Below are 14134 nucleotides of genomic sequence, written 5' to 3' on the forward strand. Positions count from 1 at the left end.
GAGAGTCAATGGCCATAAAAATAAGCAATCTTACTAAATCGTATAAAAATCAAACCATATTGGACAATTTGAATTTAGAGATTCAAGAGGGCTCGATTTTTGGACTGCTAGGACCCAATGGTGCAGGGAAAACCACCTTGGTTTCAATTTTAAACTCGCTTATAACTAAAGACCGTGGAAAAATTGAGATTTGTGGCTTTGATTTGGACAAACACCCAAAAGAGATAAAAAGCATCAGCAGTTTTGTTCCACAAACCTATGCGTTTTATCCCAAACTCAATGCCTATGAAAATTTGGAATTTTTTGGTGCACTTTATGGGTTAAAAAATTCCAAATTAAAAGATAGGATTGACTATACCATCGAAGCAACTTCTTTGGAAAAATATCTCAATAAAGAGGCCATCACCTATTCTGGAGGCTTAAAAAGAAGACTCAATATTGCCATTGGGTTATTAAACAATCCAAAAATTTTATATTTGGATGAACCAACTGTAGGCATTGACCCTCAATCAAGAAAATATATTTTAAATGTCATTAAAAACATCAATGCCAATGCAAAAACAACCATCATTTATACGTCTCATTATATGGAAGAGGTTGAATATCTTTGTGATGAGATTGCCATTTTAGACAACTCAAGAATTATTTTACAAGAGAAGAAAGAGACCTTAATACAACAAAGTTCACTTATTACTATTGAAACAAAAAACCACACAAAACAAGAGATCAATATCAAAGATGGCTATGAAGAACTTCTTGACTGTTTATGCGAAATGAAAAAAAACAAAATCACCATTGAAAACATTGATTTTGGTCATAACAATTTAGAAGAGATGTTTTTAAATATTACGAAACAGGATTTAAGAGACTGATGTTTAAATACTTACTAAAAAAAGAGTTTACCTTAATACTTCGAGACATTCACGCCTTACTTGTGCTTTTTATTATGCCCACACTCTTTATTTTAATCATGTCCTTAGCTCTTAAAAACAGTTACTCTAACAGTGTGGATGTTAAGCTCAAAGTTGCCATTTCAAGTAAAACTGACTCTAAAGAGGTCAAACAATTAATCCAAAACATTAATGAAAACAATTTTTTTGATGCCACTTATGTTGCACCAGAAGATAATAAAACCATTTTATATACTCAAATGTATGATTTTGTTATCCATATTTCACCTAAGTATCTTCAAGAAATTAAAAACAATGCACCCTCTTTTAAAATTGATTTAATGACAAAACCTGACATAAACAATCAAAAAATTGATTTGATAAAAAAACTCATTGTGGCTTCATCGACCAACGCCATTTTAAGTGATTTGTTAAAACGTCAAAATAAAACAACTCTTACTGACATAGAATCAAAAATTACAACCACCTTGTTGTATAAAAATGAAAACTTCAAAATCAAACCCACTTCTGTGCAACAAAGTGTGCCTGCATGGTTGGTTTTTTCAATGTTTTTTATACTCATTCCCATTTCCAATACCTTCATCAATGAAAAAAACTTTGGAACAATCAACAGAATACGAAGCATCAATGTCTCTTTATTTCCTATACTCATGAGCAAAATCTTTCCCTATTTTCTTATCAATCAGTTGCAAGTTGTTTTTATGATTTTAGTGGGAATCTATATTGTGCCTATTTTAGGTGGAGACACATTAATCATTGCTGGGAACAAAGCCTTGATTTTTTTAATCTCATCTGCTGTGAGTATGGCGTCTATCTCTTTTGCACTTTTAATTGCCAATATCAGTAAAACAACTGAAGAGGCAACAACGTATGGGGGGCTTTCAAATATTATACTCGCAGCTTTAGGTGGGATTATGGTTCCCAAATTTGTCATGCCAAAGTTTATGCAAGATATCACCGACTATTCACCTATGTCTTGGGGACTTGAAAGCTTTTTGGAAGTGTTCGTTCGAGGAGGAGATTTCAATGATATCTCGGTTTATGTTTATAAAATGGTTACCTTTGCTATAATTTGTTTAATCATTGCATACAGTTTATTAAAAAATAGGAGTTAGTTTGTGTTAGGTTCACAAGATGAAAGTTTAAAGTTAGCGTTAAAACAATTAATTATTGAAGAGTGTGACAGAGAAATCAATCCAGAAGATATTTCAGACAACGAAATCTTATTTGGCAGCGATTCACAACTGGAATTGGACTCTATGGATGCACTACAAATATCCATGGCTTTACATAAAAAATATGGTATCAGCACCAATGACAGTAAAGTATTACGAAAAATCATGACCTCTATTAATACTCTTGCTGATCATATTCAACCGGAGTAATACTTGAATTCATATATCATTGGCAGTTCACTTATGTGTAATATTGGGGATAACACCAACGATATTTCAACTCAACTTCAAAACATCACACAAAAGAATTATCTTGAAAATCTCAAACATATTTTTAAAGACAAACTTTTTTACTCTATTCAACAAAGTGCTCCTACCCAAGAAGAACGTTACAGAACCATTCTAAAAAAAATTGTATCAGATGCCATAAAAGATGCTCAACTCTCTTCTGAAGAGACCAAAGAGTTACACATTTTTATTGGTTCAACCTCTATGGGTATCAGTGTCAATGAAGAGTATCGCAAAATGTTTAACAAAGGAACCTCTTCCTTGGCTTTTAAAGAACTGGGGGGAGGTTTTATTGCTTCTTATGTTGAAAAACTTGTAGGTTCAAACCATAAAGCCATGCTTTTTTCTACAGCATGTACCTCAAGTGCCAATGCCTTAGCCTATGCTTCAAAACTTATTGAACATCAAAAAATCAAACGCGCCCTTGTCATTGGGCTTGAACTCTTTAATCAAGCCACGTATGGAGGATTCAGTTCATTAATGTTGCTTTCAAAAAATGGGATTTATCGCCCTTTTGACAAACACAGCGATGGTATTATTTTAGGAGAGGGATGTTCGGCGGTTGTGTTGGACTCAAAAAAAAGAGCTGAGAATAATTTCAAATACATCAGTTCAAGCAATATTTGTGATAACTACTCGGAAACAACCAGTGACCCCACAGGGATTCCCATTTTTAATACACTGCATCGTTGTTTAAAACAAAGTGGTTTAACACTGAAGGACATTGATTGTATTAAAGCCCATGCAACAGGAAGTGAAAACAACAACTCCTCAGAAGCAAAAGCCATCTCTTTGTTATTTAATGAGTATAAAACCACTACAAAAGTGACCTCGTTAAAACCCATTTTAGGACATACTTTAGGTGCTTGTGGTACCAATGAAATGATATTGATGTTTTATGCCATTAACAAAGGGTTTATTCCTGCCACTTTTGGTTTTGAAACACCTGCTGAAGATGTAAAATTCACTCCTGTTTTGGAGCATACTGCTTGTGAAAAAAAAGCCACAATACTTTTTAACTATGTTGCTTTTGGTGGCAATAACTGTTCAATTATTTTAAGCAATAAGGAGTAACTATGTACATTCATGCTACTTCCAAACTTATTAACAGCAATACCCCCATTACGCACTACAGAACACTCTTAAAAAGCCTTTCCGACATTAACTTAAGACGTTCATGTAAGTTTAATGTTTTGGCCGTTTATGGTGCATTGATGTGTTGTAAAGAGATTACCTTAAGTTCAAATACGGGCATTTATGTTGCTACAGAATATGGTTCTGTTCTTGAATTGGATAATATTTTAAATTCCTCTTCTGAAGAAACCCCTATGATTATGCCTTTTGATTTTTTAAATATTAATACCAATAATGTCGGTTTTTATGTCTCAAAAGCACTCCAAGCCTCTGGTAAAAACATGGTATTAACGGCCAAAAATTGTTCAGGAGAAAAAGCTTTACAGCTTGCAAAATTTGATTTGGATATAAAAGAGGTTGAAGATGTGTTAATTGGTGGAATCGATGAATCGGTCAGTAGCATAGAAAATGCGAACTTATACATTGATAACATTTTAAACCAAGAGTCAAAAGATGGAAGCTGTTGGATTTATGCCAATCGCCACAAAGAGAATGCCATAGCCCATATTGATGAAATCAATGAGTATGCCAACCTTCAAAACTTAGAAAAAGAGATGTTTTGCAATGCCCATATCACACTCAATCAATTCGCTACTCAAGATGAAGCATTAAAAGACTTATTAAAAGAGAATACGTTGATGCAACTCGACTCTTTTTATGGCACAGAGGGGATATTAAAAGTAATAGAACTTCTTAATTATAAAGGCAAATTAATTCATATTGCAAAAGACAATCAAGGCAAATATATGGTTATCAAGCTAAGCAAATAATTCTTATATCTGTTTTAATAATCTGCACGCTTTTTCTTCAAATTGCGCTGCTTCCAACAATTTATCTGCGATTTTATTAGCATCAAATTTATCCAGTTTTTTGCTTGATTCAACACAATACAGAGCAAACTCTCTGAGTGTATTTCCTGATTGTATAAATAAAGAGGAGGCCTCTTCTAAAATCTCATTATCCAAGTCATACACTTTTGCTTCTTGCAAAAATGCAGCATATAAAAAACGGAATCCCCCGCCACCTGTTCCTATCTCTTCTTGCATTCGCACAATGTGTGTTAAAAAATTTTTAAGGTATCTTTGATTGTTATCCAGTTTTAAAGAAGCAATCTTTTTGGCCAATCGTTTCATCCCTTTAATTCCAGCAAAAGGGAAAGGGGTGAGCATAGATTTGGCATTTTTAACGATGGCTTTTTTTATGATTTTTGAAAAATCAATCTCATTGGGAATACTTTTAGGGTAGTATAAAAACCCTTTTGGTGCAAAGGCACCTTTGGCAAATCTTGCTTGGGTCAATTTCTCTTCATTGCACAAAACAACCTCTTCAAAAACAGGGTCTGAAATGCAATAATCACTTCCTTGTTTTGCATAAACCAACAAGTTATGTGCATTAAAATGAAACTGCATATCTTTAGGAAAATAAGGCAGATAAAAAACCGATGTTTGGAGTCCAACGAGTTGATTGTTTTTCACAAAATTGGTTAAATCTTCATTGGCTTCTTCTTGAGATTTATACTTCTTTTTGACCATCTCTATGCCCAAAACTTTTGAGATTTTATTCACAATGTTCTTAGGAAGTTCTCGGTATGCAACAAGTGGCATATTGCTTATTTTAACAATAGGAAGATAGACAAATGAAAGTGAACTGGTTATTCCAAAAGCCATGGGTTCACTTAATTTTAATCCATAATTTGTCAGCAATGTAGAAATCACACCACTTTCACAATGGGCAAATTGAGCGTGTTTAAATGGTGTACTCATATTTCAAAATCCTTTAATTCTTCATAGGTTATGCCAAAGGCAACTGCGTATTTTTCCAAAAGTTTACGATTCAATTTTGTGAAGTTCTTCATTTTTAAATGCCGTTTTACTCTAAAAGAGAACATCCCTACCACACTTGAAAGTGTCGGCAAATCCATTCGGTTTTTATACATAAAATACTCTATGGGAGAAGCCGTGCCTTTTTTTATATTTTCAAGGCTCTCTTTGGCCAATGTTTCAAACTCTTCAACGGCAGTTTTTGTTGCAAACTCTTCTATGCTACTGGCATAATTCACGCGTTGAAACGCTCCCCCCTCACTTGAAACATACATCACTTTTTTTTGTCCATTTAAAGTGCTGTTCTCTTCTTGAGGAACTTCTATTTTATTCATTTAAACCACTTCAAGAGAGATAAAAGCCGTTGAAAAACGCCCACTTTCTGGGATATAACAGAGAATCTTATCGCCTTTAACTAACTTGTTTGAATGAAATAACTCTTCAAGAATAATATAAATAGAAGCACTTCCTGTGTTACCAAATTGTGTTAAATTGGTAAACCATTTTTCATAAGGGATTTCAAAATTTGCTTTTTTTAGGCCCTCATAGAGTTTATCTTTAAAATACATCGAAGAGAAATGAGGCAAAAAGTAGTTGTAGTCACTGCTTTTAAGATCTCTTTTTTCTAAAATCTCTTTTAAAGGTTTTACCACGGTATATTCAACAATATTTTCATTTAGAAGTTTGACATTTTGTTGTACACTCAATAAAGAGTCTTGCATCACATCTTTTTGCTCATAAGCTCGCCAAGATTGCACACTATTGTCTTCAAAAACTTTTAGACCACTGTACATACAAACGGGCATTTCACCCGCATATGAGAGCATATCAATAAACTCAATTTTCAGAGATATTTTATCTTTATTGGGTTGGTTTTCTACTCTCATGGCACCTGCACCATCAGATAACATCCATCGTAAGAAATCTTTTTCAAATGCAATGCTGCTGTTTTTTTCTAACTCATCTAATTTAATAATGGATTCTTCTGTAAAATTTTTTGCACTTAAAATTGGTGAGGAAGCTTCAGAACCACACGATACTGCTTTTGATATTTCTCCTGATTTGATACCATAATAGACATATTTTAAAGCATTTACTCCACTTAAACAAATTCCAGAAGCCGACACAGTCTCAATAGAACTGATGCCCAATTCTCCTTGAACCATAAGGGTGTGTCCTGGCATTAATTGATCAGGAGAAGTCGTTCCACAGGCCAAACACTCTATGTCTTTTAAAGAAAAATCTTCCTTTTCTAACTTTTTAATTGCATTGGAACAGAGTTGGGCATTGGTAAACAGTGGTTTTTGAGTCCCTTTTTCTAAAACATAAAACCTTCTTTGTATGCCATTGCTTCGCAAAACAATGTTTTTAACCTTAGATTTTTTGCCTGCTATACAGCCCAAATACTCTTCAATTTCATCATTAAATACGGGTTCATTGGGCATAAACTTTTGTATATCGTTAATATAAACACTGCTCATTTTTCTAAAAAATCCTTCATCCGAGTATCTTTACTGCCAGAGGGCAATTCATACAACTCTTTTTCTTGCAAAACTTTCTCTTTATTGATTTGTCTTATTATATATTGAATTACCATATTAATCGGCACCACTGTTACAATCATAAAGATTAAAAAAACCGTATATAACACCAGCACGGGCTTTCGTTTTGCACTGCCTTGAGGACCAAGATTTCGTATTAATTTTCCCCAAATCATAAAACTCTTTGTACCGATTTGTTCACTCTTAATGAATTTTTGGTTCACATTCACCGCTTTTAATCCATGACACATGGAGTTAAAGTTTTTTTCATCATTGTTTTGTAATCCGGCTTTAATGGCATGCCCAAAACGCGATGCATTTTTAATTTCATCGGGATGAATCCCCGCTTTGGGGAAAATTCCCCAAAGACTCTCTTTGTTTCCCGTAAGCAACCATCGTGGAGTCGTTACAAATGTGGCAAAAGAGTTGCCTTGATCGATTAAAACAATATTGTCAATTAATTTTGCACCCATATCATTTAATAATACTTTGACTTTTTCTTGTGCCATCACCCACATATTTCTGCAACCAATAACAGTAATAACGGGTTTGTTTTTTAATTTCTCTTTGGCATACGCACTTTTTAAAAATGCCGTTATAGGCAAAGAGGGGGACAAAAACCACACTTGATACGCCAATATGATTAAATCATATTCATTGTCATCTTCATCAATGGCTTCAATTTCACAAGGGTCTAAATAGACAGACTCTGGAAAACAGTCCATAAATGTCATAAAACTCCATGGAAAAGGATACGCTTTTTTGGGTGTTATTATGTGATGAATAATTTGGATATGCTTATCTGCTGCAAGAGGAGAACTCAATGAAGCAATCACTTCATTGAGTTGACCCGATTGAGAATAACTGACAATTAAAACTTTTTTCAATATTATATTTGCTCAAACAACAAGTTATAGCATAGACAATTCAAGATTAATTGCTGTTTCTAAATTTTTAACCCAACCGTTATAATTTTGATGAATTGTTCCTTTAGTAGGATCATATTTTAAATTCATACTGTTTTTATACGTAATTGAAAAATCTTTTTCTGTATACGCAATATCAACCACAGCAAAATGTTCTCTGAGAGTAATTTTTGCTTCTGCTAAACCCGGTTTAACTTTAGTTACTATCCAACCTTTTGAATAACCTGCTCTTTTGATTGCATTAAAAATTTTATCATCAGAGAGTTTAACACTGATTGGATCTTTTTGAACATTGTAAATCGATGCAACTCTACATCCAGTTAATACCAATCCAACTAGCACTAAGGCTCCTAAACTTTTTAATAACGTTTTCATTTTTCCCCTTTGTTTTTAAAATTAAAAATAATAATACCCAAGAGATGGTTTGTTTTTTCTTAATTTATACCTTAACTGTGACAGTACTGTAGGGATTGTACAAAACATTCGCACCTGACTGAATCTTCACATTTCTTCGTTGTGTATAATCAACCAAATAGTTTCCTTCAAAATCAACTGAAAATTGCGCACAAATTTTTGCGGCTTTTTCTATGACCTCATCGGGTATTGTTTTTTTACTGTTTTGAACAATGACATGAGAAGAGGGTCTCTCTTTTAAATGAAACCAAAAGTCACTGGCTTTTGAATTTTGAAGCAGATGAACATTTTCTCGTTCACTTGTTCCTAAAAGTATTTTATACCCTTGAAAGAAAAAGCTTTCATAGGGCTCTTGTTTTTTGGTTTTGGTTTGATTTCTCTCTTTTTTAGGAAAAAGAAATTCTATCTCATCAATACTTTTTGCCTCTTCTATTTGACTCAGCATGCGTTTTAAAAACTGTGCTTTTTGCTCTAAATTATCTCGCTCTAGATAGAGTTTTTTTGCTTTTTGTTTTGCTTTTTTTGCTTTAGCAAACAGATGATTAGCAAAACCCGATGGCGTGGGGTATTTTAAATCTAACGCCATTTTGATGACATTTCCTTCAAAATCAAAAACTTCAATGAACGATTGATACGGTTTAATGTTATGCATATTACTTAAAATCAAATTGGCTTTATTGTAAAACTCTTGTGACTCAAGTTCCAACTCTTCTTGTTGTGCCAAACCGTTCAACAAATTTTCAATTTTTTGCAACTGTTTTGTTATTTGTGAACGTTTTAATTTTTTTAAGACATCCAGCTCTTGCTGCTCTTTTTTTTCATACACCCCATAAAGATATGCTTCAATATTCTCAATGTTTTCCATTTTTGGAATAAAATCGGGTTTTGGTATAGCAGATAATAACATTCCCACTTTTACGACTCGACTGGATGAATATTCATCAATATGTCTTAACGCTTCTAAAACAACACTCTTTTCATCGGTTATAATGATATTGGTGTATTTCCCTGTAAATTCTAACTGCAGTTTTGTTTTGAGTGATTTATATGAAGATTGACTCAATACTTCAATACAAATGACTTTATCATCATTGAGCAGAGAAATATTTTCAATTTTAGAATTGTAAAATCTTTTTTGTAACACAACATCAAAAGGGGCGTTATAATCTTTTTTTGTATTAAAAGTATCCTCTTTTTTGTAAATTAACGCGTTGCTTTTAGAGAGATCAAAATAGATGCTGTTTTTGTTGTTAAACTCAATAATAATGGTATTATTGTCAACTCTTTTAATCAATTTTACTGCCGTACAATGTTCTTGTAAATAATCAACAATTGCTTTTAATATATAATATTTCATTATGTTTCACTTGCTATTTTTTTAGATAATTTTAAAACTTATATCATCTATTCAAAATTATAATATAAGTTTTTTTTATATTTTTATAGTATTTTTTTCAGAGTGCTTTTATATTCCTATGCTATAATTGTAGCTGAATTTATATTTTAGGGGAATAATTATGTCGAAATTATTAAAAATCGTTTTAGCAGGTGCACTTGTAGCTGGTATTGCTGCAACTACAGCTTCTGCTGATGTTGTTAAAGGTCAAAAACTTTTTGCAAAAAAATTAAAAAGTACTTGTGGAATGACAGGTGCAGAATTTGCTAGATCTCATTCACAAGATGATTGGAAAGCACTTAAAGATGGTGGAAAATTTGAAGAAGAAATTATCAAAATTTGTCCAGAGGTAAAAGCAGGAGATATCAAAAAGTCATGGCAAGAAGATATTTATGACTTTGCGTATGAATATGCAAATGATTCAGGTGTTGTTCCTTCTTGTTAATTCATAAAAAACACTACTAAAAGGTGGCAGTAACTTACTGCCACCTTTTTTTTTATTATATTTATTATAATAAATCTTAATAGTATATTAAGATGTAATTAAAACGAAGCATCGTATAATTAAAATAGGTAATCATAAAGGAGAGTTATGTTTAAAAAGAGTTTAATAGCACTGTCAGCAGTAGCAGCAATCGCTACAACTTCAGTTGCTAATGATGATGTGATGGCGCAACTTGAGGCATTAAAAGCCCAAATTGCAAAATTAGAAGCACAACTTAATCAACAAGACAAAAAAATTGTTACAGTTGAAAAAAGTGTGAAAAAAAACGCGCAAAAAGTTGATTTGGTCAAAGCACATGATGCAGGTGATAATATCAAGTGGGATGTTGATTTTAGAACACAAATGGACAGTATCACTTACAAATTAGGAAATGGTACTAAACTTAAAAATTCTTCAGTTCTGTCAAATAGACTTTGGTTAGGGATGAAGTATCAAGCAGATGAAAATTCACTTTTCTATGGAACACTTTCTTACAATAAACTCTTTGGAGAAGATGTAAATAGTGTTGGAAATTCTCAGTTTGATTGGATTACCAATGAAGCTGCAGGAAATGACAATGCGTTAAATGTCAAAGAGGCATATTGGCTCTATATGAATGACTCATTTTTAGGGAACAAAGATGTTTCATGGACAGCATCAATTGGACGACGTCCTTCAACAGATGGGTTGGGTATTAACTTAAGAGTTGATCAACAAAGAAAATCACCTCTATCACATACTGTAAATGTTGAGTTTGATGGAGCAAGTGTTCGATTTAATCTTGATAAAATCACAGGTGTTGAAGGAATGTGGCTTAAATTCTGTGCAGGAAGAGGCTTAACCAACGCACGACTACGATTTGACAATCAAGGTTACGATTATGCAAAATCAACCACAACTTCAAACGTTGATTTGCTTGGATTTATCTTTGTTCCTTATGACAACGGACAATATTCGGTTCATACAAACTATGCCAAAGCATGGAACTTAATTGGATATGAAGATAGAGTAGCACCATTTGGTAGTCCAGACAGTGCAAACTTTACAGATTTTGGTGGTTTAACCTTAGCTAACATCATGTTTAAAGCCGATGGAATTGGGGATGGAATATCGGATTATTTAGATAACTCCATCTTTTTTGCATCGTATGCAATGAGTGAAACAGATCCAAATGCATTAGGAATGCTTGGAAGTACTGATAAAGAGAGAGGTCACTCTTATTGGGTTGGTATCAATGTTCCTGATGGGTTTACTGATGATGGTAGATTTGGTCTTGAATGGAATAAAGGAAGTAAATATTGGAGAAGTTTCACATATGGTGAAGACTCTATGATTGGTTCTAAATTAGCCGCTCGTGGTACAGCCATTGAAGCTTACTATAACAAAAATTTAACCTCTGCATTAAGTGCATCTGTCAGATTTACAAAAATTGATTACGACTACACTGGAAGTAATGGATTCTTTGGTGATTTTGGTGCACCAATGGATACAAGTTCTGCAGCAGCTGGGAATGCAGTTAAAGAAGCACAAAACATCACAGGGTATATCAGATACCGATTCTAATATAGTTCTAAATAGAAAAAGCGTTATGCTTTTTCTATTTCATCAATGGATATTGATTGAATCCTACAATAATCTTCTCTGCTACATTTATCATCGATATATTTAACGCTTTAAACTCTTGATTTTTGATATTAACCAACATTTTGTCATAAACATTGGCATAAGGATAGATGATAAAATAGATATACTCTTTAGATTTTGACTCTTTTTGCAATTCTGCAAACCATGTTGCTAAAAGTGAAAAATAGAGCATGGCTGGATTAAATGCTTTGTGTGTTTCCAATGTTTTATTTAAGGCGTTGTTCAAATAGTTGTATGCATTTAAAATGGCTTTAGTTGAACTGTTGGGATTGTCTCGAAGATAAAATTCTGAGGGCTTGGTCACATAATTTATTTGTGTTAATATCTCTATGGTTATCTTATTAATATGTTCATCAAGCTCACTTTCAACATGAAACAATTCCATTTCTGAATCTTTATAACTGTTAATAATGTCTCTGCAAAAAAGCAACAAAGCTTCTGTTTTTATTTTTGATATATTTAAAATCATAAGCCATTGTAACCAATTTATTATTACACCACAAACTTTTAAGTCTTATTAAGCTAAAATATTGCTAAATTATAAAAAGTTTGCATATAAACATTGCATAAAAATATAAGAAAGGAACTTATTGGAACCAATTGGTGTATTGAAAGAGGGTCAAATATACGACCTTCAAACTGCAGAAGCCTTAAACATTAAAGGCGAGGAAATCAAAGCAGATAACTCAAAAGAAGCTTTAGAAATCTTAAGACACTCATGTGCTCACTTGATGGCACAAGCAATCAAAGAACTGTATCCGGAAGCTAAATTTTTTGTCGGCCCTGTGATTAAAGAAGGGTTTTATTACGATTTTAAAATCAATTCAAAACTCAATGATGAAGATTTACCAAAAATCGAAAAAAAGATGAAAGAGCTAGCAGCGTTAAAACTTCCGATTGAAAGACGTGAATACTCAAGAAAAGAGATTGAAGAGAAATTTGCAGGTGATGAATTAAAACAAGCTGTTTTAAAAAACATAGTCTCTGATTCATTAACAATTTACAAACAAGGCGATTTCGAAGACCTTTGTCGTGGACCTCACGTGCCCAATACCAGAATGGTACGAACCTTTAAACTCACCAGAATTGCGGGTGCATATGTAGGTGGGAATGAAGCCAATGAGATGATTACTCGAATCTATGGTATTGCTTTTTTTGACAAAGCTGAACTCAATAACTATGTCACCATGTTAGAGGAAGCTAAAAAAAGAGACCACAGAAAACTGGGAACTGAACTGGAACTCTTTACATTCAGCGATGATGTAGGTGCAGGATTGCCTCTTTGGTTACCCAATGGTGCAAGATTAAGAAGTAAATTGGAACACCTCTTATACAAAGCTCACCGAATCAGAGGATATGAGCCTGTACGTGGGCCTGAAATTTTAAAAGCTGAAATGTGGAAAATTTCTGGTCACTACGCCAACTATAAAGAGAACATGTATTTTACAACCATTGACGAACAAGAGTATGGGATTAAACCTATGAACTGTGTGGGTCATATTCAAATCTTTAAAAATAAATTGGTTTCGTATAAAGACTTGCCATTGAAACTTTTTGAGTATGGGGTTGTACACAGACATGAAAAATCGGGAGTAATGCATGGGCTCTTTAGAGTTCGAGAGTTTACTCAAGATGATTCTCATATTTTTTGTACTCAAGATCAAATCAAAGAGGTTATCTTTGAAGTGCTTGAATTTGTTGATGCTATTATGAAAATGTTTGATTTTAAATATGAAATTGAAGTCTCAACAAAACCAGAAAAAGCCATTGGTGATGATATATTCTGGGAAAAAACAACACAAGGTATCATGAATGCTTTGGATGAAAATAACATCGAATATGGAATTGATGAAGGTGGAGGAGCATTTTATGGTCCAAAAATCGACATTAAGATTTTGGATGCTATTGGAAGAAAATGGCAGTGTGGAACGGTGCAAGTGGATATGAACTTGCCATCACGATTCCAAGCAGAATATATCAATGAAGAGGGAAATAAAGAGCAACCTGTGATGATTCACAGAGCTATCTTAGGTTCATTTGAACGATTTATTGGAATTTTGACAGAGCATTGTGGAGGAGAATTTCCATTTATCATTGCGCCAACTCAAGTCATTTTTATACCAATTGCACCAGCGCATGAGGCGTATGCACATGAGTTACAAAAAGAGTTGTTGCAATTAGAAATTGATTCTAAAATATTTGATAAAAATGAAAGTTTAAATAAAAGAGTCCGAACAGCTGAAAAACAACGAGTTCCAATGATTGTTGTTATTGGTGATGAAGAAGTTGAACACCAAAAAGTCGCCTTAAGAAACAGAAGAACAAGAGAACAAAGTGATATGAGCAAGGATGAGTTTTTAACTCTATTAAAAGAAATTAAAAGTGGGAGCGAAGTTTGAGT

General features: G+C 33.2%; 15 protein-coding genes. 8 read left to right on the forward strand and 7 right to left on the reverse strand.

Annotated elements, in window-relative coordinates:
• Nucleotides 1-8 precede the first annotated feature (8 nt).
• Genes ACNI3C_RS03005 through ACNI3C_RS03025 form a run of 5 tightly spaced genes read left to right on the forward strand, consistent with a single transcriptional unit; the run spans nucleotide 9 to nucleotide 4278 of the window.
• Nucleotides 9-872, forward strand: a complete 864-nt coding sequence (locus tag ACNI3C_RS03005) for an ABC transporter ATP-binding protein (RefSeq protein WP_419770768.1) — start codon at nucleotides 9-11, stop codon at nucleotides 870-872.
• Entirely contained in the window at nucleotides 872-2026 is a 1155-nt protein-coding gene (locus ACNI3C_RS03010) for an ABC transporter permease (protein ID WP_419770769.1), read from the forward strand. The genes ACNI3C_RS03005 and ACNI3C_RS03010 overlap by 1 nt, the downstream gene beginning before the upstream one ends.
• Before the next feature lie 3 nt (nucleotides 2027-2029).
• Nucleotides 2030-2296: a phosphopantetheine-binding protein gene (locus ACNI3C_RS03015; protein ID WP_419770770.1), complete on the forward strand. Its 267-nt coding sequence runs from the start codon at nucleotides 2030-2032 to the stop codon at nucleotides 2294-2296.
• A 3-nt stretch (nucleotides 2297-2299) separates the two neighbouring features.
• Entirely contained in the window at nucleotides 2300-3448 is a 1149-nt protein-coding gene (locus tag ACNI3C_RS03020; protein WP_419770771.1) for a beta-ketoacyl synthase N-terminal-like domain-containing protein, read from the forward strand.
• Nucleotides 3449-3450: 2 nt separating this feature from the next.
• On the forward strand, nucleotides 3451-4278 hold the full coding sequence (locus tag ACNI3C_RS03025) for a hypothetical protein (protein ID WP_419770772.1): 828 nt from the start codon (nucleotides 3451-3453) through the stop codon (nucleotides 4276-4278).
• A gap of 3 nt (nucleotides 4279-4281) precedes the next feature.
• Here the strand turns inward: ACNI3C_RS03025 and darH are convergent, their stop codons facing one another.
• The 6 genes from darH to ACNI3C_RS03055 all read right to left on the reverse strand — a co-directional run bounded on the left by darH (nucleotide 4282) and on the right by ACNI3C_RS03055 (nucleotide 9566).
• On the reverse strand, nucleotides 4282-5271 hold the full coding sequence (gene darH, locus ACNI3C_RS03030; protein ID WP_419770773.1) for a BtrH-related acyltransferase DarH: 990 nt from the start codon (nucleotides 5269-5271) through the stop codon (nucleotides 4282-4284).
• Nucleotides 5268-5663 carry a DarG family dialkylresorcinol biosynthesis protein gene (locus ACNI3C_RS03035; RefSeq protein ID WP_419770774.1) on the reverse strand — a complete coding sequence of 132 codons (396 nt, stop codon included), beginning with the start codon at nucleotides 5661-5663 and terminating at the stop codon, nucleotides 5268-5270. Before ACNI3C_RS03035 ends, darH begins: the two co-directional genes overlap by 4 nt.
• Nucleotides 5664-6809, reverse strand: a complete 1146-nt coding sequence (locus ACNI3C_RS03040) for a beta-ketoacyl-ACP synthase III (protein ID WP_419770775.1) — start codon at nucleotides 6807-6809, stop codon at nucleotides 5664-5666.
• Nucleotides 6806-7756 (reverse strand): dialkylrecorsinol condensing enzyme, encoded by a 951-nt coding sequence (locus ACNI3C_RS03045; RefSeq protein ID WP_419770776.1) that lies wholly within the window; start codon nucleotides 7754-7756, stop codon nucleotides 6806-6808. The genes ACNI3C_RS03040 and ACNI3C_RS03045 overlap by 4 nt, the downstream gene beginning before the upstream one ends.
• Before the next feature lie 24 nt (nucleotides 7757-7780).
• Nucleotides 7781-8170: a YceB family lipoprotein gene (locus tag ACNI3C_RS03050; protein WP_419770777.1), complete on the reverse strand. Its 390-nt coding sequence runs from the start codon at nucleotides 8168-8170 to the stop codon at nucleotides 7781-7783.
• Nucleotides 8171-8234: 64 nt separating this feature from the next.
• A complete protein-coding gene (locus ACNI3C_RS03055; protein WP_419770778.1) occupies nucleotides 8235-9566 on the reverse strand; it encodes an NFACT RNA binding domain-containing protein in 1332 nt (443 codons plus the stop codon).
• 160 nt (nucleotides 9567-9726) lie between these two features.
• Between ACNI3C_RS03055 and ACNI3C_RS03060 the strand changes: the two genes are divergently transcribed.
• Both ACNI3C_RS03060 and ACNI3C_RS03065 read left to right on the forward strand, forming a co-directional pair.
• Complete coding sequence (locus ACNI3C_RS03060; protein ID WP_419770779.1) at nucleotides 9727-10050, forward strand: cytochrome C; 324 nt, start codon at nucleotides 9727-9729, stop codon at nucleotides 10048-10050.
• Between the two features lie 147 nt (nucleotides 10051-10197).
• Nucleotides 10198-11652, forward strand: a complete 1455-nt coding sequence (locus tag ACNI3C_RS03065) for a DUF3373 family protein (protein ID WP_419770780.1) — start codon at nucleotides 10198-10200, stop codon at nucleotides 11650-11652.
• Between the two features lie 34 nt (nucleotides 11653-11686).
• Here ACNI3C_RS03065 and ACNI3C_RS03070 read toward each other — a convergent pair whose 3' ends face one another.
• Nucleotides 11687-12202 (reverse strand): hypothetical protein, encoded by a 516-nt coding sequence (locus ACNI3C_RS03070; RefSeq protein WP_419770781.1) that lies wholly within the window; start codon nucleotides 12200-12202, stop codon nucleotides 11687-11689.
• A 121-nt stretch (nucleotides 12203-12323) separates the two neighbouring features.
• On the opposite strand from ACNI3C_RS03070, the gene thrS reads away from it, so the two are divergent.
• Nucleotides 12324-14132 carry a threonine--tRNA ligase gene (gene thrS, locus ACNI3C_RS03075; protein ID WP_419770782.1) on the forward strand — a complete coding sequence of 603 codons (1809 nt, stop codon included), beginning with the start codon at nucleotides 12324-12326 and terminating at the stop codon, nucleotides 14130-14132.
• The last annotated feature ends 2 nt before the right edge of the window (nucleotides 14133-14134 follow it).

This window comes from Marinarcus sediminis (SeqCode) (assembly GCF_048571275.1).
Lineage (GTDB): Bacteria > Campylobacterota > Campylobacteria > Campylobacterales > Arcobacteraceae > Marinarcus > Marinarcus sediminis.